Raw genomic sequence first — 18751 nt, forward strand, 5'->3', positions numbered from 1 at the left:
AATGGTTCAAGGCACCACGTCGGATGCCGGTAAAAGTACGCTGGTGGCCGGATTGTGCCGCGTATTGTACCGCAGCGGGGTGGCGGTGGCGCCATTCAAGCCGCAAAACATGGCGCTCAATGCGGCGGTGACTGAAGACGGCGGCGAGATTGGCCGTGCGCAAGCGGTGCAGGCCATGGCCTGCGGATTGCCGCCGCATACCGATATGAATCCGGTCTTGCTCAAGCCTAACTCGGATACCGGCTGCCAGGTGATCATTCATGGCCGGGTGGTGGGTAACCAGGAAGCGAGTACTTACCACGACTACAAAAAGACCGCCATGCAAGCGGTGCTGCAATCCTATGCGCGTTTGCAGCAGCAATATGCATGCATTATGGTCGAAGGCGCGGGCAGCCCGGCTGAAATTAACCTGCGCGCTAACGATATTGCCAATATGGGCTTTGCTGAGGCGGTGGATTGCCCCGTCATTCTGGTGGCTGATATTGATAAGGGGGGCGTATTTGCCCACCTGGTTGGTACGCTGGCGTTGTTATCGGCAAGCGAACAGGCCAGAGTGGTCGGCTTTGTGATTAACAAATTCCGCGGCGATCTTGCCTTGCTGCAACCAGGGCTGGATTGGCTGGAGCAACGCACAGGCAAGCCCGTGATTGGCGTATTGCCGTATCTGCATGACTTGCATCTGGAAGCCGAAGATGCGGTTGCCAAGAGCGACACGAAAAAAGTGGGTACACAACTGACGGTTGTGGTACCCGTATTGCCGCATATCGCCAACCATACTGATTTTGATGCCTTGCGTTTGCACCCGCAGGTCGATCTCAGGTTTGTGCGGTTGAGTGAAGAGATGCCGGCGGCTGATCTTATCATCCTGCCTGGTAGCAAAAATGTACGCGGTGACTTGGCGGCCTTGCGTGAACATGGCTGGGAGCCACGGATCGCGCGCCATTTGCGTTATGGTGGCAAAGTGCTGGGCATTTGCGGTGGCTTTCAGATGCTGGGCCAGCAATTGCATGATCCACTAGGGCTGGAGGGCGAGGTAGGTAGTAGTGCCGGCTTGGGCTGGCTGGAAATGGAAACCACCCTTGAGGCGCACAAACAGCTCAAGCAGGTGTCAGGTCAGTTGGCGTTTGCCAATGCCCAATTGCAAGGCTATGAAATTCATATGGGCGTCAGTACCGGACGGGCATTAGCACGCCCGGTGCATCTGCTGAGTGGCCTGGCAGAGGGAGCGTTATCCGAAGATGGCCAGGTGGCAGGCAGTTATATCCATGGCCTGTTTGACCATCCGCAAGCTTGCGCTGCCTGGTTACAATGGGCCGGTTTATCTGAGCAAGTGGCTTACGATTACACGCAATTGCGCGAGCAGAGCCTGGAAAAATTGGCAGACAGTGTGCAGCAGCACTTCAACTGGTCTGCGCTGGCGGCTTATCTGCCGCAAGACTTTAAGCCAGATTAAGCAGCCACGACCTGGATGGTCTGTTCAAACGCCTGCACCACTTGCCCGGCGCGGATTTTGGCGGTTTTTCGGCGTTCAATTTCGCCATCAACCTTGATCAATCCTTCCGCCACCATAGACTTACCCTGACCGCCACTGTCGGCCACCCCTTCGAGTTTGAGCAAGTCACAGAGTGCGATGTATTCGCCTCTCAGTTCAAAAGTCGTCGTTTGCATGCTGTGTTTCCCTTCAATGCCTGAAAGCAGTCATTTTAAGGCTTGTTTGCCGTCTCTGGCGGTAAATTCACTTCCAGGGTCAGTGAAGCATTCAGGCTTTCCCACAGATGTTCATTGAGCTGGTGATGGACCGTCACAAACAGGAAGTTCAACCCGGCTTTATGCGGTTTGAAGGTAAACTCGCCTTGCTGATTGGCATGGAGGTTGGACGGCCTGACGTTTTCAACATCGTAAAGGTCCTCTATGCGGCGCTTGCTAAAGTGCTCGTTATCGGTAACCACGATAATGCGGGCATTAGGCACCGGCTTGCCATGTTCGAGGACTTGCAAGCTGAGTTCACCCCCTAATAGCACACCATTGGGCGAGGCCAAGGGGATAATTTCCAGGCCTTTGTTTAAAGGCACAGGTTTGTATTTCTGTTGTCCTTTGAAAATATAAGTGTCGGCATAACTGTAATAGTTCATGGTGGTCGGCTTGCCACTAACCCGTTTCATATCTGCCGCAAAATACAGTTTTTTGTCCGGCGTCTCCACCGCTTTATAAATAGGCCCTACACGCTGGCCGGTGCTGATACGGTAAGTGCCTTCTTCTTTGAGTTCCGGCTCCAGATAAACCGCCGCCTTGGTTTTGGCGATCGGTTTGATGGCAGTCACTTCGCCGGCAGGCGACGTGATGGTGAAGTTAGGCGAGTCCATGGCAAAGTCAGCCTGGAATGGAAACTCGGTAAACGCAGATTCAATGGTCAGGCGGTGATGCGTGACATTAAACTGGTTGGGTTTTAAAAACGGCACATGCGCCTCGGCAGCCAAAGCGGTGACTAAAGCGAGCAGGGCGAGGGACAATCTTTTCATACAGGTCTTTCTTGTTATTTAAGTGTTAATGGCAAGCCTGCGGCAATAAAACTCACGTGGTTTGCAACCGCTGCCACGTGCTGGTTGAGGCGACCTTGTTCATCCTGAAACTGGCGGTTGATTTCACCCAAGGGCACAATGCCCATGCCGACCTCGTTGCTCACTAAGAATACGTGTGCTTGCAATTGCGGCAAGGCCGCCAGCAGCGCCTGTTTTTCTGCCTGCCAGTCCAAGCGTTCCGGTTTGTCGCAGTCCGGGCAGATGCATTGCGCCAGCCACAAGGTTAAACAATCGACAATCAGGCAGGTGTCTGGTGCGTCGTTGTCTAGCAAGGTCTGCCCGAGGTTGAATGGCGCTTCGACCAATCCCCAGTAAGGCGGACGGCGGGTTTTGTGATGCTCCACGCGTTTGGCAAATTCGTCATCGTAGACTTGGGCAGTCGCGATATAGGTGACCGGGCATTCAAGTGCCGAGGCCAGCCGCTCGGCATAGGCGCTTTTGCCGCTGCGTGCCCCGCCTAAAATCAGGTGCGTAGTCATGCGTGACCCCCTTGGTGTTGCCAGCGTTGAATAATGGTTTGCAATTGCACCAGGCCTTCGCTAAACAAAGCTGGCCCCGGTTGCAGAATATCGACCGACTTGATTTCGTACACATGCCCGTCGCGGATCGCAGGCATGGCTTGCCAGCCTGGGCGGGCTTTGACTTTTTCCGGCTGGAATTTCTTACCGCACCAGGAGCCGATGATGATGTCCGGTTGTGCTGCGATCACTTGCGCTGCGGTGACCTGGCGGTTCCTGGCACTGTGAAACTGGCTCAATTCAGGGAAGCAATCTTGCCCACCGGCAGCAGCGATCAGCTCCGCCGCCCAGCGGATGCTGCACATCATGGGTTCATCCCACTCTTCAAAATAGACCTTGGGTTTGCGCGGCCAATTGGCTGCCTGCTGGCGGGCTGCCCCCAATTGTGCCTGGTAGCGTGCTACTAAATCTTCTGCTTTTTCGCTGGCCCCGACCAGATTACCGACGGTGAGTATCATCTGCAGTGTTTCATCCAGGCTGCGCTGGTTAAACACATGCACCTGGCAACCGGCTTTGATCAGTGAGGCCGCGATATCGGCCTGCAAGTTAGAGAAACACAGCACTAGGTCAGGCTGCAGCGCCAGGATTTTCTCAATATTGGCACTGGTAAAGGCACTGATCTTGGGTTTTTCTTTGCGGGCGATGGCCGGGCGCGTGGTAAAGCCTGAAATACCGACAATACGGTCCTGCTCGCCCAGCAAGTAGAGTACCTCCACCGTTTCGGTAGTCAGGCAGACAATGCGTTGTGGCCAGCGTTTCATGTGTGTGTACTTTCATGAGGTTGCCAGCCGTTTTCCATCAGCATGTCAGCGAGCGGTTTTTCTGTCGTCCAGCCTTCTTCCACCAGCATGGGCGATTTGTAAAACGTATTCACATAGCCCAAGCATAAAATGGCGACTGGTTTGGCGCCCTCAGGCAGATTCAATAATTGCGCCAGTTGGTGTGGGTCAAACAGGCTGACCCAGCCCATGCCTATGCCTTCTGCACGTGCAGCCAGCCACAAGTTTTGAATCGCACAGCTGACCGAGGCCAGGTCCATTTCCGGCAGTGTACGACGGCCAAAAATATGTTTTTCACGCTGGTCGCACAGGGTGGCGACCAGCACCTCGCCACAGTCCAAAATGCCTTCCACCTTGAGCCGCATGAATTCGGCCATGCGTGCCGTGTCTTCAACTTCGCCGATGGCCTGGGCCGTGAGTTTGCGTTCTTCATCGACCAGCGTGTGGATGGCTTTTCGCAATGCGACATCGCTGATGCGGATAAACCGCCATGGCTGCATCAGGCCGACACTGGGCGCGTGATGGGCGGCTTGCAGTAATTTCTGCAATAACTCGGGGGCGATAGGCGTGGGTAAAAAATGCCGCATATCGCGTCGTTCGGCAATCACTTTGTAAATCGCCGCTTTATCGGCGTCAGGGTAAGCAAAACTCATGACAGGAAAAACTGGGCGGCCAACGCCGGATTGGATGGGAAGTAAAAGTGCAGAAAGCTGGCAGTGATGGATTGGTGCCGATAGACTGGCTCGCCCGCGCCATATTTACCTTTGCCTTGCGCAATGACCGGCAAGTCGGTGTCAAAGCGGGCATAGTGAAAAGTGTGCGCGCCTATCATCGCCGCGTCATCGCCAGTTGCGCTGTTGTCAGCCGCTGAAAAGGTTGCATGCTGCGTCCCCAGGCCTTGCAATTTGGGCTGAAGCGCGGCGCTGCCGGGGAGCAGGCCGAAGGCGGGTTGTCCATTTAGTGTTTCACCGAGTGCCAGCATGCCGCCACATTCGGCCAATATGGGTTTGCCTGATTCGGCGGCTGCGCGTAATCCTTCACGCATGCTGTGGTTGTGGAGCAGTCGCTCCAGATGCAATTCCGGGTAGCCACCCGGCAGCCAGTAAGCATCCGCAGCCGGTAATTGCGTATCTTGCAAGGGTGAAAAAAATGCAATCTGTGCGCCTAGTGTCTGTAGCAGATCCAAATTGGCCTGATAGGTAAAGCAGAAAGCAGCATCTTTAGCCACGGCAATGGTTTTGCCTTGCAATAATGGTGTTATCGCCTGCTGTTCGGGTGCGGCAAACTGCACGCTCGGCGGCAATGGCATGTCTTGCCCCAGTAATTGCGCAGCAGCTTCTATGCGCTGGTCTATATCCGTGATTTCCTGGGCAAGATGCAAGCCCAGATGGCGCTCTGGCAAGCTCAGTTGCGTGTCATATTTCATGGCACCCAGCCAGGGGATGTCCGTGGGGAGTGCTTCTTTAATCATATTGGCATGACCCTCGCTGCCGACCTGGTTGGCAATCACTCCGGCGCGCTGCAGGGCGGGCCGAAAGCCATACAAACCATAGGCGACCGCGGCACAGGTCTGTGCCATGGCTTTGGCATTGAGCACCAGTGCGACAGGGATGCCAAAGCGCTCGGCAATATCGGCGCATGAAGGCTTGCCATCATACAGCCCCATCACCCCTTCGAGCAGAATCACGTCATTGTCTTGGGCGGCCTTGTGCAGCAGCCGTTGTGCATCGGCTTCACCACACATGCCAAGGTCGAGGTTATACACTGGCTTGCCAGTTGCCACTTGCAGAATCATGCCGTCGATAAAGTCCGGCCCGCATTTGAACGCCTGCACGCGTAAGCCGCGGTTTTTATAAGCCCGGGCCAAGGCCGCGGTAGCTATGGTTTTGCCTTGCCCAGACGCCGGGGCCGCCATTAACATGGCCCGGCAGCTTGCCGCCGTTGCTAGCATTACAGATCTATCCCGGCCTGGGCCTTGATGCCTGCACGCCAGGCATGCTTGACATCCATCAGTTCAGACACCGTATCGGCAGCGTTTCTCAATGCCTCGGAAGCGCCGCGGCCAGTGATGACCACGTGCTGCATGGGTGGGCGGTTGGCGATGGCATCCAACACCATTTGTTCATCAAGGTAGCCATATTTGAAGGTGTAGGTGAGCTCATCCAGCACCACCAGATGGATGGCCGGATCTTGCAGCATCCTGGCCACAATCTGCCAGCCATGCATGGCGGTTTCGGTGTCGCGTTGGCGGTCTTGTGTGTTCCAGGTAAAGCCTTCGCCCAGCACATGCCAGGTCACAGCAGGGTGCTGGCGAAAAAAGGCTTCTTCGCCCGTATCTGAACGGCCTTTGATAAATTGGGCGACACCAACACGCATGCCGTGGCCCAGCGAGCGGGCCACCATGCCAAAGGCAGAAGAGCTTTTGCCTTTGCCGTTGCCTGTGAGGATGAGTAGCAGGCCTTTTTCTTGGTTGGCCTGCTCGATTTTTTCGTCAATGACCGCTTTTTTGCGGATCATGCGCGCCTTGTGGCGACTGTCGCGATCATTGGTTTCCATGGTGCGTAATACTTAAGCGTTTTCGCGCACGGAGCGCTTGGCCAGGCCAAATGCCACATGTGCAATCACTGCAACCACAACCCAAAATGCAATCGCTTCAATTTGTTTCGGGAAGTATTTGACCAGACGCGCGCCAAACTCAACCAGGGTCGGTTCGGCGTAGCGGCCACCAAAGAAGTAAAACCCACCGCTGGAGAACAGCTCAGCAAGCACAGATCCCACCAATACCGCACCTGTCAGCTTGAACAGGCTGCTTAATTGCCAGGTGGTGTTCGACGCAGCCCAACGGCCAGCCAGCCACATGCTGCCATAAGCCGGCAACAAAAAGCCATAAGCAGGGGTCACGCAGAAATTACTCACACCGCCCCAGGTGATGGCTGCCATATCCAGCGCAGCACACAATCCCAGCAAGGCCACAAACACCAGTGTTGAGCGCAGGTAATAACCCGCGATAAAAAACGCTGCATAAGAAGCGCTCGGTAAAAAATCAATCGAAGCAAAATGATGACCACGCGTGATAATGACCATCAAGGCAATGAGAAAGCCAATTGCCAGAGACTGAGTTGAAAGGTTACGTGGCATGCCAACGACTCCAAAATTAAGGTTAATTATAAGACGTGGATTTTAGCCCAATTCGCACGGGCTTGGGCAAAATCCCCCGTTCCCGGTTTACTTCATATCGTAATTCAGGCTGATAAAGACGTTGGTACCCATGGTGTTGTAATCAGGCGCGTTGGGCGAAAACGAGCTCTTGGTGGTTGCCAATACATAATCTTTATTCAAAAGGTTGTTTGCCCGCGCGAGAAGTTTCCAGTGGGAAGCTAACTGATAGCCAAGCGAAGCGTTTAATAAAGTGTAGCCCCCTAATCTGAAATTATTTTCCGAGTCGTTGTAACGAGCTGATGATGCTGAGAGTTCGGTGCTAGCATTCCAATTGCCTGATTTATATAGCAACTGCAAATTGCCATAGCGCTGACTTCTTCTTGGCAGCAGTTTATTTGTATCATCGCTTCTTGGGGACTGAATAGTGAGGTTTCCAGCGAGTTGCCATTCATCGTCCAGCATGGCACCTCCCTCGATGGTTAGTCCTTGAATAACAACTTTACCGGCATTGACGGGGCAGAATCCTGTAAAGGAACATCCTGAGGTTGCAGGCCCAACGTTCTGAATCAGGTCGCGAATGTGATTCTCAAATACAGTCATTTTGGCCTGTATGGCGGTGTTTTGGTACCGCAGGCTCGTTTCAAAGTTATCAGACTTTTCTGGTTTGAGCGTTGGATCACCAAAGCTAGGGAAATACAATTGGTTAAATGTAGGTGCTCTAAACGCAGAACCATATTGAGCAGTGACTTTCCATTCTGGCGAAAATGTATAACCATAACCAAAACCGCCCGTAACGTAGTTGCCATATTGACTGTTATGGTCTTCACGCACTGACATCTGGGTGCTGTGTGCAGCACGGTTTCCCACAAAGCTCACAAGAAAGCCGTCATCATTTCTTGTTCTGCTAATGCTTGGAATGCCATTTGACAAAGTATCTACATCTTGTTCGAGTCTATCGTAGGCAAATGTTAAGGTCCCAACAGCTAGGGAGTAATCGTGTTGCCATGTGATCTGCGTCTGCTTTGAGTCGAATTTACTATTACTGGTAGCGCTATTCAGGCTAAACGAGCGCTCGCGACCGATTCCATATTTTAAGGTACTGTTCCAATGTTCAGTAAGTTGATTTTTGAGCGTTGCGCCATAGGCCTGCTGATTGGTTGTAGAGTAGTTGTTATATGCATTGTCAAAATCATTCCGTCCATCAGATTCCATGAAGTTGACGCCCAGGCTGTGTCCTTCTCTGAACTCTAAGTCGGCATAGGCACTTCCACTCAAGTTACGATAGCCGTCCCGATCGCGATCAATGGCTTGAGGTGGGTGTTTCTTGGCAGATATGCCGCGTGTGTCATAGCTGTTTATTTGCCCCCCAAATTGCAAGGCACGATAGCGGCTGCCAAACCCTGCGCTACCTGTGTAGGTATCATAGCTACCTGCGCCTACGCTACCAAAAAATCTTGTTTGATCGGTTTTCCCCCGCCGAGTAAATATCTGAATAACTCCGCCAATGGCATCTGCGCCATACAGGCTGGAAGCTGGGCCACGAAGAATTTCTATTCTATCTATCAACGCAAGCGGCAGGTTTTCAATCGCAGTCGTACCCAATGTTGCCGAATTAATGCGCAAGCCATCCACTAAAATCACAACCTGTTCCGCATTGGTGCCACGTAAAAATACATTGCTTGCGGTTCCCATGCCTCCATTGGTGGAAATTTGTAAACCCGGTTGCAATCTGAGCAAGTCAGGAAGTGAACTGCCTTTTAAACGATCAATTTCATCGTGAGTAATGACAGTAACATCTCCAGTAGCTGTTTTAGTCGAAACGGGAACCCTGGCTGCCGTTACAGTAACTTCATCCAAAGACAGTGAAGCAATTTCACTACTACTATTTGAAAAGACTTCTTGCGCTTGAGTAAGCGTAGGAGAAAGGGCGATGAGTCCCAAAATGATTTTTTTATTCATGATTGTTTCCGATAATGCATGCGACCCCGCATGCAAAAAGTAAAAAGGAAACGCAAGGTAGACAGGCTCAACATCAAAGACATTGATGGAGACATTTAATAGCTTGAGAATGTCATTCGTTTTGAAACCGTCACCCCGCGGTATTTCCATGCTTATTTAAGTTATAAGGCCGGTCTCCGGGCTGGCAAGTTTTGGTCTATCGCCTTCCCAAGTTTTTACTCAGTGGCGTGTGGATAGACCCGCACTTGCTTACCGTTGCGGGGGCAGCACAGGCATTGCGAACGAGGTTCGCGCACCTGTTTCCCAGTTTCACCCTTGTCTGCAAGAACGCAGACGCAGGCACCTGACAACTGTTCGGCATTCTAGTCTAAAGCGGTGACTTTGACCAGTTGCAAGGTGTCTTGCGAGGGGCTTCAAATTCTTAATTTACTTTGAAAAAATGCGCTTAGCTATTGACCACACTCGTTTTTTTAAAAGATAATGGGCTGATGGATGCCGATTTAAAAAGTCTTGAAGAGCGTGTGACGAAGCTGATTGCTTTGTGCAGCCAGCTGCGTGACGAAAACGTGGAGTTACGTCAGGAGGTCACGCGTTTGCATCAGGAGTCACAATCTCTAAAGCTGAACATGACGCAAGCCAGTGTACAGCTGGAGCGGTTGTTGTCGGCATTGCCTGAGGAAGGTCGTTAGTCATGGCCAAACAGCCGATTGATATCGAGATCATGGGCCGCGCGTTTAGCGTGACCTGTACCGACGAAGAGCGCGACATTTTATTGCAGGCGGTGGGTTACCTTGATGGTAAAATGCGCGAAATTCGTGATGTGGGCAAGATGGTGAGTGTGGAGCGCATTGCGATCATGGCCGCGCTGAACATTACCCATGAGTTGTTGAATACGCGTAGCGGCGGGGTTGATGTGGGCGATGTGAAAAAGCGCATTTCTACCATGCAGCAGCAGATCGATGATGTTTTGTCCGGCCAGCACAAATTATTGTAATCCGCTTCATTTCACAAAATTTTAACCGTCATTAGTATTAAATGACGTATCATAAAAGTGGTGTGCTAAGGCGTTGCCTGAGTCCAAAATTCCTTGAACTAGTCTTTGTTATAGGTTTCGGCTCATCAGGTGCGGTGCGATCGCACTAAGTTGGGCGGTCTTTTAAGACGCCCTTGGCGTGCGAACCTAATGTACCTTAGGCTGTTACCACCTGAACTTTTTTGGTTCAGGATTAGCGGCTCAGGTAACCCCTTAGCACATCCCCTCTCGCACCTTTGTCTTGTTATCTTAAGGCATGGTATTTCAAGTCCGCCAGGCTAATGATTTCCAGGCAGTTTTCGTGGCAAGACTCCAGAATCACTGGCGGCGCATAACCCGCTTCACTGGCTTCCAGCCATCTTCTCGCACACAGGCACCACCGATCACCAGCCTTGAGCCCGGGAAATGCATAGTCTGGTCTGGGGGTGGACAAGTCATTGCCTTGCGCTTGCGAAAACGCCAGAAACTCATCTGTCATTTCTGCGCAGACGGTATGTTTACCTAAATCTTCCGGGTGGTGACTGCAACAACCATCACGCATAAAGCCTGTGACTGGTTGCATACTGCAAGGGATCAGAAGAGTGCCTAAAACGTTTTTTGTCATGATTTTCAACTGTGCTCTAACTTGGTTTATGATACTGGCATTTAGATGTGTAAAGAAGGTTTTCAGGCATGGCGCGTTACTGGTTAATGAAATCCGAACCCTCGGATGTCTCCATTGATGATTTGGCGGGATTCCCCAATCAAACTGTAGACTGGTATGGGATACGCAATTATCAGGCGCGAAACTTCATGCGTGACCAGATGAAGGTGGGCGATGGCGTGTTGTTTTATCACTCCAATTGTGCTGAGCCTGGCATCGTCGGCATTTGCGAGGTCAGCACCTTGGCCTATCCCGACCGTTTTCAGTTTGTGCAAGGGCACAAGTATTTTGATCCCAAGTCTACACCGGAAAGTCCACGCTGGGTGAATGTAGATGTCAAGCTGGTGCGCAAAACGCGATTGCTGAGTTTGAAAGAGATGCGGGAAACGCCCGCCCTGGCCACCATGCGTGTCTTGCAAAAAGGGAACCGCTTGTCTATTACCCCGGTCGATCCCAAAGAGTGGGCGTTTATCACGGCCCTGCTCAGCACATAACCTTTTCTTTGGCGACTTTGGTGGCGTACATGATATGAGTATCAGGCGTAGAAAAGCAGTCTTGTATATCCTTGTCGCCGGTTTTATGATCGTTCTGATCGGTGTGCTGCTGTTCCTCTGGATTTATTTTTCCAGTATGCGGGAGATGCACCAGACCACTCGCAATTTCTATGAGCAGTCTTTTACGGTTTCCAACGCTGCGCAGGCGCTGGAGTCTCAGCTGCATCAGATCCGAAGTGACTTGCTCTATGCCACGCTGATTCAGGCAGACAGCGTGCATTTGATCAATACCGTGGCGGCGATTAAGGGGCATGAGGCCGCTGCCCAACAAAAAATCGCCAGCATAGAACGTAATTATTCGGGAGATCGCGCGCCATTACCGCTGCTCAAACAGAATATTCAAGCGCTGGACGAAATGACAGCCTCGGTAATCAAGCAATTGGCTGAGGGACGGTATACCGAAGCAAGCACCCTGATTGAGACGGCCTGGAATGCGCGCTTTGCCAAGGTGGCAAAACTCAACGAAGCCATCCTCGCGCATGCGGACTTGCGCGCCAACGAGTATGTGGCCGAAAGTGAAAAGCGCATGGAGCGGCACACCCATCAAGGCATCACTTACGCAGCGCTGCTGGTGACCCTGTTTTTGCTGGTAGGCCTCTTTGTTGGGGGCCGCATATACCATTTGCATCTTGAAGCAGACAAATTTGCCTTTACTGACTTTTTAACCGGGATCGCCAACCGGCGGCACTTCATTCATGAGTTGGAGTCAGAAATCCGGCGCTATCAGCGTTACGGCTCCTCGTTTTCATTTGCCATGGTGGACATCGACTTTTTTAAAAAGATTAATGACCAATACGGACATCATGCTGGCGACCTGGTTTTGCAGAATTTTTGCCTGCGCTGCGTGAGTGCCTTGCGCACCAGCGACATGGTTGGGCGCCTGGGGGGCGAAGAGTTTGGCATTCTGATGCCGATGACGGACCTGCATGAAGCGGCACATGTGATTGAGCGCTTGCGCTCAGAAATTGATCACAGTGTGATGAGCGAGCAAGGAGAGCAAATTCATTACACGGCCTCTTTTGGGTTAGTGTCTACCGCGCAACTGGGGACGCAAGATGGCTTGACGCAGCTGATGAAAATGGCAGACTTTGCTTTGTACACGGCCAAGCAGCAGGGCCGTAACCGCGTCTATATTGCCAACCATTAACGATAGCGATCATTATTGCGGCGGGAATTTTCTATCTTGGGCATGGTCATCAATGCCTATGAATCTGCAAAATCCTCAATTGACGCGGCGTAGCTGGTTGACTGGCTTGGCCGGTCTGCTGCTTTCGGCCTGTCGGCCAGTCACTTTGTTAAACGCGGTGATTCCCGATAAAGGTATGCGCATCCATCGCGATATCGCTTTTGGGCCGCACAGCAGGCAGCGCCTGGATATTTATCAGCCACGTGACCATGCTGCAACACCACGCCCTGTGGTGTTGTTTTTTTATGGCGGTAGCTGGGAGTCTGGCAGCAAGCAAGATTACCTGTTTGTGGCAGAGGCGTTGACGTCGCAAGGCATGCTGGTTGTGATTGCCGATTACAGGCTCTATCCCGAACTTAAGTTTCCGCAATTGATGCAAGACCCCGCGCTGGCATTGCAATGGGTCAAGCAACACGTGGCCGAGTATCAAGGCGATGCGTCGCGTGTCTTCTTGATGGGGCATTCTGCGGGCGCACATCTGGCCGTCATGCTGACCTTGAATGCTGCCTATCTGGCGGCTGTAGGATTATCACCCACCGCGATTAAAGGCACCATAGGCCTGGCCGGACCTTATGACTTTTTGCCGCTCACCTCGGATACGTTACGCGCGATTTTTGCACCTGCTGAGCAGGAGTGGCAATCACAGCCTATCCGTTTTGTCAGCGGCCAACATCCGCCTTTACTACTGCTTGCCGGCCTGAAAGACCAAACCGTTTGGCCCAGAAACTCGATCAATCTGGCGCGTGCGCTTGAGGCGCAAGGCAGCGAGGTCAAGTTGCTGACTTATGCCAACTACAACCATGTGGATATGGTCGCCAAGCTGGCCAGACCCCTGCGCGGCAACAGTCCATTGCTGCAAGATATTTGCGACTGGATTGGCCAGCATGCCTCTGCGTGATGTGCATGTGGTCTGGTTTAAGCGCGATTTACGTGTCGCGGATCATGCCGCGCTGTCTGCCGCCTGTGAGGCTGGGCCGGTTTTGCCGCTCTTTATCTGGGCTCCACAAGTGTGGTCGGCAGAGGATGCCAGCCTCAGTCAGGCCATGTTCGTGCGCGACTGTTTGCAGGACCTTGCAGATGCCTTGCAACAGCTGGGATTGCATTTGCATGTCTATCATCACGACCCCTTGACGCTGTTACAGAGGCTGCATGCAAAATTCGGGATCGCCGGACTGTATAGCCATGAAGAAACCGGGAATCAACACACCTACACCATCGACCGGCAGGTGCAAGCGTGGTGCAGGATGCAAGGAATCGTCTGGCAGGAATGGCCTCAGAATGGGGTGGTGAGACGCCTGTCAGACCGGCAACAGTGGCAAGCGCAGTGGGCGTTACGCATGCAGGCGCCTGTCATTGCGGTGCCTGCATCCGGGCTTGCTGTTCGGTTACCGGATCATGGCTTGGAGCGGTTGCCAGCAGTGGCTGGCCACGCGCAAGCGGAACGTCAGGTTGGCGGTATAGGAGTGGCTGAGGCGGTGATGGCGGATTTTTTGACGCGCCGCGTACATGGTTATCAGCGGGGGATTTCCAGCCCGCTCAGTGCTGTCCAAGCCTGTAGCCGCCTGTCACCTTATCTGGCATGGGGCGCTGTGAGCCTGCGTACCGTGGTACAGGCTACCCGGGCCCGTGCGCAGCAGACTGAAAACGTGCAACAGCGCCGTCAGCTGCACAGTTTTGAAAGCCGCTTGCACTGGCATTGCCATTTTATGCAAAAGCTTGAAAGCGAACCGCGGATTGAACACCAGAGTTTTTACCGGGGCTTCGAGGCACTACAGTCCCGGTTACCCGATGCTGGGGTCGCCTTACGTTTACAAGCCTGGCAGGATGCCCAGACTGGCTGGCCACTGGTAGATGCCTGCATGCAGATGCTCAATCAAAGCGGGTGGCTGAATTTTCGCATGCGCGCCATGCTCATGAGTACCGCCAGCTATTTGTTGCAACTGCCCTGGCGGCAAAGCGGGTTGCATCTGGCCAGAGCTTTTGTTGATTACGAGCCGGGGATTCATTGGCCGCAAGTGCAAATGCAGTCTGGCACGACCGGCATCAATACATTGCGCATTTACCATCCGGTTAAACAAGCCTTGACTCAGGACCCTCAGGGGGTGTTTGTCCGCCAGTGGCTGCCTGTTTTGCGACAGGTGCCAGACAGCTGGATTTTTGAACCCTGGCGCATGCCTACGAGTTTACAGCGGCGGTATGGCTGCCTGATTGGCCGCGACTATCCTGCGCCCATGGTTGATATTGGCGAGGCCATCCAGACAGCCAAGCAGGATTGGTTTGCAATCAGGCAGACCATGCCAGCGCATGCTGTCGCAGATATTTTGCAGCGGCATGCTTCGCGCAAATCGCGCCATTTTCCCAAGGTAGACCGTGGCAGTCTCCGCAAAAAATCAAATCGGAGTACGGCTTCCGTGAGTGCACAAAGCCCGGCAGCATCCCAGCTTTCACTGCAGTTTTAGCCTTTCACCCGTTGCTGATGTTTGCGAAACCGATAAGGCGTGCGACTCGGTAGTGCATGCACTGATTTTGCGCACTGATTTTGTGCGTGTGCTGAGCGGTCTGCTGCGGCACTTCTGGCCGCTCGCTCAAGCAGTCGACTGAGCGACTACAGTGATACGATAGTTATTTTTACGTATCTCATTGATTTTTAAATGTAAATATAAAATCTCTCCTTTCTTTCTCATGGTCTCCCCATAGTCTGGCGGGAAGTGAGCCCGCATTCTCCAGCTTGGAATACGTTTTGCTATAAACAGTTTAAGAAGCTTTCCAAAACGTATTACAGGTAGTGCATTCCTTGTTGCCTACCTTCGCAGATTGGAGCAAGACATGGCAAAATGGTTGATCGGATGTTTGTTAGGTTGCCTGGCAATCCCATTGATGGCAGAGCCTTCTGCCGAGCTCATGCAGGCGTTGAACAGCCGCGTGCTACGTGTGCAGGTCGGCCTGAAAAATGGGCAATACGGGCTGGGTTCAGGCGTCGTGGTGGCTGAAAATCAGGTTGTGACCAACTGCCATGTGGTTGCCAATGCCACCAGTATCAGCGTAGTCAGTGGCGGGGCGGCTTACCATGCCGTGGGTGTCAAACCGGACTGGAAGCATGATGTTTGCATGCTGCAAATGGATGACCTGCCGATTAGCCCAGTCACCATGAAGTCCAGCCGCGATCTCAAATACGAACAGGCAGTGTTTAATATCGGCTATCCGAGTTTTGTCGCCGCGCCTGTAAGCAGCCAAGGGGTGGTCAAGGGGCTGTTTGCCATGGATGACTCCGTGATTGTGCGGGCAACCAGCAGTTTCAGACAAGGCGCCAGTGGTGGTGGTCTGTTTGATGAGACGGGCGCGTTGGTCGGCCTGATTACACTCAAGAGCCCTGGTAAAGATGCCTACTACTATTACATGTCGATTGACTGGGTTCAGGCTTTGATCGCGCAGCCAGCGGGCCCGATTGTGGTAAAAAGCGAGCTGCCTTTCTGGGGCAAGCCAGCAGCTGAATGGCCTTATTTCATGAAAGTGGTGTTTCCTTACCTGCACAAGGACTGGGATGGCCTGAAAGCGATTGCCCAGCAATGGACGACTCAGGAACCTCATAATACAGAAGCCTGGTTTTATCTGGCTGCAGCTGAATATGAAACCAAGGATCTCACCATGGCTGAGCAACACTTGCACCGTGTCGTCAGCATGAACGATCAGCATAGTCAGGCTTTTTATTACCTGGGCCTGATTGCGGAGTCCAACGGTAAACATATAGAAGCCTTGGCCAATGTGGATACGCTGACACAGCTGGATGCCGAAAAGGCTGAAGAGCTCAAAGTGGCGATGAAAACCTTGCCTTGATGCGAGGCTGGCGGTGTTGTGTCAGCCCCAATACAAAAGCGCCTTAACTGGCGCTTTTTTCTTTTGATGTCGGGACGGTTTGCTTAGGCGACGGCCAGATCCAGCTCTTCGACATGATAGTAATGTTCATCATCCCACAGGGTGAAGTCTTGTGCGGTATACATGGCTTCCTGAAAATGATGAAAGGTTGCGATGCAATGATTTTCTTCATCCATTACTTGATACATGGTCATAGTAATCACCTTTCTATACTAAATGAGGATATTTGAGAACGTGATGTCATCATGGCACAGGCGGGTGAAACTGATTTGACAGAGTAGCAGCAGGTAATTCGGTCAATTTAATGAATCGGTAAAAAGGGTATTTCTAGGCCGCTATTTGAGCAGGTTTTCAGTGGTTGTTCTTTGATTGCTCAGGATTTGTTTTTTGTAAAATCCTTGGGTTCGCGTATAATTCGCAACTTCTGAGGAACGCTGCGAGAGTCACTCGACTCCCAGGCTCAGAGCATTTGCTGTAAAGCATCTCAACGGCGTTCACTTTTCACTGTGCGAGCACGGAAAAAAGGTGAACAACGTTGCCACCGGTTCTTATCGAACTTTTCCTGCTCAGTTTTCATTTTTTTAAGGATTTGAAACATGAATACTGTAGCTGATATCAAAGATTATGTAGTCGCAGATATGGGCCTGGCCGCCTGGGGTCGCAAGGAAATTGCGATTGCCGAGACTGAAATGCCTGGCCTGATGGCAATCCGCGAAGAGTACGCGGCGCAACAGCCACTGAAAGGCGCGCGCATTACTGGCTCTCTGCATATGACTATCCAGACCGCTGTACTGATTGAAACCCTGAAGGACTTGGGTGCTGAAGTGCGCTGGGCTTCTTGCAATATTTTCTCAACCCAGGACCATGCCGCCGCTGCGATTGCCGCGACGGGCACTGCCGTGTTTGCCGTGAAAGGCGAAACGCTGGAAGAGTATTGGGATTACACCCACCGTATTTTTGAGTGGACGGATGGTGGCTACTCCAACATGATTCTGGATGATGGTGGCGATGCGACCCTGTTGCTGCATTTGGGTAGCCGTGCCGAAAAAGATGTGTCTGTGGTGGCGAACCCCACTTCAGAAGAAGAAATCTGCTTGTTCAACGCCATCAAGGCCAAGCTGAAAACAGACCCGACCTGGTACTCCGTGCGGTTGGCTGCGATTAAAGGCGTGACCGAAGAAACCACCACGGGCGTGCACCGTTTGTATCAAATGCATAAAGAAGGCAAGTTGGCTTTCCCTGCGATTAACGTGAATGACTCTGTGACCAAGTCCAAGTTTGATAACTTGTATGGTTGCCGTGAGTCTCTGGTGGATGGCATCAAGCGTGCGACCGATGTCATGATCGCAGGCAAGATTGCCGTTGTTGCCGGTTACGGTGACGTGGGTAAAGGGTCTGCACAAGCGTTGCGTGCTTTGTCAGCCCAGGTTTGGGTGACCGAGATTGACCCGATTTGTGCCCTGCAAGCCGCGATGGAAGGCTACCGCGTTGTGACCATGGATTATGCGGCTGAACATGCGGACATTTTTGTTACAGCGACGGGTAACTACCATGTGATTACGCATGAGCACATGGCCAAAATGAAGGATCAGGCGATTGTGTGTAACATTGGTCACTTCGACAATGAAATCGATGTTGCCAGCATCGAAAAATACCAGTGGGAAGAGATCAAGCCACAAGTCGATCACGTGATTTTCCCGGACGGCAAGCGCATCATCTTGCTGGCCAAGGGCCGCCTGGTCAATTTGGGCTGCGGCACAGGTCATCCAAGCTATGTGATGAGCTCCAGCTTTGCCAACCAGACCATTGCGCAGATTGAATTGTTTACCCAGGCCGACAAGTATCCGGTTGGCGTTTACACCCTGCCTAAACATCTGGATGAAAAAGTGGCGATCTTGCAGTTGAAGAAACTCAATGCGCAATTGACCACCTTGACCGATGCACAAGCAGCCTATATTGGCGTAAGCAAAACCGGCCCATTCAAACCTGAGCATTATCGCTATTAATCACGCGCTTTTCAGCGTGCGCTAAACCATGCCGCCCTGCGCCAGATGTTCTGGCGCAGATTTGGTGTACACTTTGCCTCATCTTTCATCCAAGGAGGCGGCATGTTTAAACTACTGGTTGTTTGGGTACTCAATGCATTGGCACTGATGGCCGTGGCTTATCTGGTCCCAGGCATTCAAGTGGCCAATTTCAGCGCTGCGCTGGTGGCTGCTGTCGTGATTGGTCTGGCCAATATGCTGGTGAAGCCGATTCTGGTGCTTTTGACCTTGCCGATTACCTTGCTGACGTTGGGACTGTTTCTGTTAGTCATCAATGGTCTGCTCTTCTGGTTTGTCGGCCACCTGTTGCAAGGCTTTGTCGTCAATAGTGTGATGACTGGCGTCATAGGCGCCCTGGTGTATAGCGTGATTGCCTGGATACTGAGTGCGATTGTGTTCAACGAAAAAGACTGACCCCTGACC

21 protein-coding genes and 2 riboswitches are annotated in these 18751 nt (G+C 52.4%); of the genes, 10 read left to right on the forward strand and 11 right to left on the reverse strand.

Going from position 1 to position 18751, the window contains the following annotated elements:
* The first annotated feature begins 1 nt into the window (after position 1).
* Positions 2-1453: a cobyric acid synthase gene (locus ACT53G_RS07445; protein ID WP_476169313.1), complete on the forward strand. Its 1452-nt coding sequence runs from the start codon at positions 2-4 to the stop codon at positions 1451-1453.
* Here ACT53G_RS07445 and ACT53G_RS07450 read toward each other — a convergent pair.
* The 9 genes from ACT53G_RS07450 to ACT53G_RS07490 form a co-directional block, all read right to left on the reverse strand.
* Positions 1450-1668, reverse strand: coding sequence for an RNA-binding S4 domain-containing protein (locus ACT53G_RS07450; protein WP_194748846.1), 219 nt, complete (start codon positions 1666-1668; stop codon positions 1450-1452). The two genes, ACT53G_RS07445 and ACT53G_RS07450, sit on opposite strands and share 4 nt — an antisense overlap.
* A 35-nt stretch (positions 1669-1703) precedes the next feature.
* Positions 1704-2519: a DUF4198 domain-containing protein gene (locus ACT53G_RS07455; RefSeq protein ID WP_476169098.1), complete on the reverse strand. Its 816-nt coding sequence runs from the start codon at positions 2517-2519 to the stop codon at positions 1704-1706.
* A 14-nt stretch (positions 2520-2533) separates the two neighbouring features.
* Complete coding sequence (gene cobU, locus ACT53G_RS07460) at positions 2534-3058, reverse strand: bifunctional adenosylcobinamide kinase/adenosylcobinamide-phosphate guanylyltransferase (protein WP_194748844.1); 525 nt, start codon at positions 3056-3058, stop codon at positions 2534-2536.
* The gene (locus ACT53G_RS07465) at positions 3055-3858 is read right to left on the reverse strand and encodes a cobalamin-binding protein (protein ID WP_476169099.1); all 804 of its coding nucleotides are present in this window, start codon (positions 3856-3858) and stop codon (positions 3055-3057) included. The genes cobU and ACT53G_RS07465 overlap by 4 nt, the downstream gene beginning before the upstream one ends.
* Positions 3855-4529 carry a 5,6-dimethylbenzimidazole synthase gene (gene bluB, locus ACT53G_RS07470; RefSeq protein ID WP_476169100.1) on the reverse strand — a complete coding sequence of 225 codons (675 nt, stop codon included), beginning with the start codon at positions 4527-4529 and terminating at the stop codon, positions 3855-3857. The genes ACT53G_RS07465 and bluB overlap by 4 nt, the downstream gene beginning before the upstream one ends.
* A complete protein-coding gene (locus ACT53G_RS07475) occupies positions 4526-5827 on the reverse strand; it encodes a cobyrinate a,c-diamide synthase (RefSeq protein WP_476169101.1) in 1302 nt (433 codons plus the stop codon). Before ACT53G_RS07475 ends, bluB begins: the two co-directional genes overlap by 4 nt.
* Positions 5827-6432: a cob(I)yrinic acid a,c-diamide adenosyltransferase gene (gene cobO / locus ACT53G_RS07480; RefSeq protein WP_476169102.1), complete on the reverse strand. Its 606-nt coding sequence runs from the start codon at positions 6430-6432 to the stop codon at positions 5827-5829. Before cobO ends, ACT53G_RS07475 begins: the two co-directional genes overlap by 1 nt.
* Positions 6433-6444: 12 nt before the next feature.
* The gene (locus ACT53G_RS07485) at positions 6445-7014 is read right to left on the reverse strand and encodes a hypothetical protein (RefSeq protein WP_476169103.1); all 570 of its coding nucleotides are present in this window, start codon (positions 7012-7014) and stop codon (positions 6445-6447) included.
* An 87-nt stretch (positions 7015-7101) separates the two neighbouring features.
* On the reverse strand, positions 7102-9144 hold the full coding sequence (locus tag ACT53G_RS07490) for a TonB-dependent receptor domain-containing protein (RefSeq protein ID WP_476169104.1): 2043 nt from the start codon (positions 9142-9144) through the stop codon (positions 7102-7104).
* Positions 9145-9356, reverse strand: a riboswitch (cobalamin riboswitch).
* Positions 9357-9446: 90 nt separating this feature from the next.
* Here ACT53G_RS07490 and ACT53G_RS07495 point away from each other — a divergent pair.
* Both ACT53G_RS07495 and ACT53G_RS07500 read left to right on the forward strand, forming a co-directional pair.
* On the forward strand, positions 9447-9683 hold the full coding sequence (locus tag ACT53G_RS07495; RefSeq protein WP_194748837.1) for a hypothetical protein: 237 nt from the start codon (positions 9447-9449) through the stop codon (positions 9681-9683).
* A 2-nt stretch (positions 9684-9685) separates the two neighbouring features.
* Entirely contained in the window at positions 9686-9988 is a 303-nt protein-coding gene (locus tag ACT53G_RS07500) for a cell division protein ZapA (protein ID WP_338655521.1), read from the forward strand.
* A 283-nt stretch (positions 9989-10271) separates the two neighbouring features.
* Here ACT53G_RS07500 and ACT53G_RS07505 read toward each other — a convergent pair whose 3' ends face one another.
* The gene (locus tag ACT53G_RS07505) at positions 10272-10631 is read right to left on the reverse strand and encodes a DUF2237 family protein (protein ID WP_275357727.1); all 360 of its coding nucleotides are present in this window, start codon (positions 10629-10631) and stop codon (positions 10272-10274) included.
* 68 nt (positions 10632-10699) lie between these two features.
* On the opposite strand from ACT53G_RS07505, the gene ACT53G_RS07510 reads away from it, so the two are divergent.
* From ACT53G_RS07510 to ACT53G_RS07530, 5 genes are all read left to right on the forward strand, one after another.
* Positions 10700-11164, forward strand: coding sequence for an EVE domain-containing protein (locus ACT53G_RS07510; RefSeq protein ID WP_194748834.1), 465 nt, complete (start codon positions 10700-10702; stop codon positions 11162-11164).
* 34 nt (positions 11165-11198) lie between these two features.
* Positions 11199-12371: a GGDEF domain-containing protein gene (locus ACT53G_RS07515; protein WP_476169105.1), complete on the forward strand. Its 1173-nt coding sequence runs from the start codon at positions 11199-11201 to the stop codon at positions 12369-12371.
* Positions 12372-12429: 58 nt separating this feature from the next.
* Positions 12430-13308 (forward strand): alpha/beta hydrolase, encoded by an 879-nt coding sequence (locus ACT53G_RS07520; protein ID WP_476169106.1) that lies wholly within the window; start codon positions 12430-12432, stop codon positions 13306-13308.
* Complete coding sequence (locus ACT53G_RS07525) at positions 13295-14869, forward strand: FAD-binding domain-containing protein (protein WP_476169107.1); 1575 nt, start codon at positions 13295-13297, stop codon at positions 14867-14869. Before ACT53G_RS07520 ends, ACT53G_RS07525 begins: the two co-directional genes overlap by 14 nt.
* A gap of 367 nt (positions 14870-15236) precedes the next feature.
* Positions 15237-16244, forward strand: coding sequence for a S1 family peptidase (locus ACT53G_RS07530; RefSeq protein ID WP_228518842.1), 1008 nt, complete (start codon positions 15237-15239; stop codon positions 16242-16244).
* An 83-nt stretch (positions 16245-16327) separates the two neighbouring features.
* Here the strand turns inward: ACT53G_RS07530 and ACT53G_RS07535 are convergent, their stop codons facing one another.
* Entirely contained in the window at positions 16328-16477 is a 150-nt protein-coding gene (locus tag ACT53G_RS07535; RefSeq protein WP_194749138.1) for a hypothetical protein, read from the reverse strand.
* 226 nt (positions 16478-16703) lie between these two features.
* A riboswitch (S-adenosyl-L-homocysteine riboswitch) is annotated at positions 16704-16786 on the forward strand.
* Positions 16787-16879: 93 nt separating this feature from the next.
* On the opposite strand from ACT53G_RS07535, the gene ahcY reads away from it, so the two are divergent.
* Positions 16880-18289 (forward strand): adenosylhomocysteinase, encoded by a 1410-nt coding sequence (ahcY, locus tag ACT53G_RS07540; RefSeq protein WP_476155843.1) that lies wholly within the window; start codon positions 16880-16882, stop codon positions 18287-18289.
* Between the two features lie 102 nt (positions 18290-18391).
* Positions 18392-18742 (forward strand): phage holin family protein, encoded by a 351-nt coding sequence (locus tag ACT53G_RS07545; RefSeq protein WP_194748829.1) that lies wholly within the window; start codon positions 18392-18394, stop codon positions 18740-18742.
* Positions 18743-18751 lie beyond the last annotated feature (9 nt).

This window comes from Methylophilus sp. DMC18, from assembly GCF_056314005.1.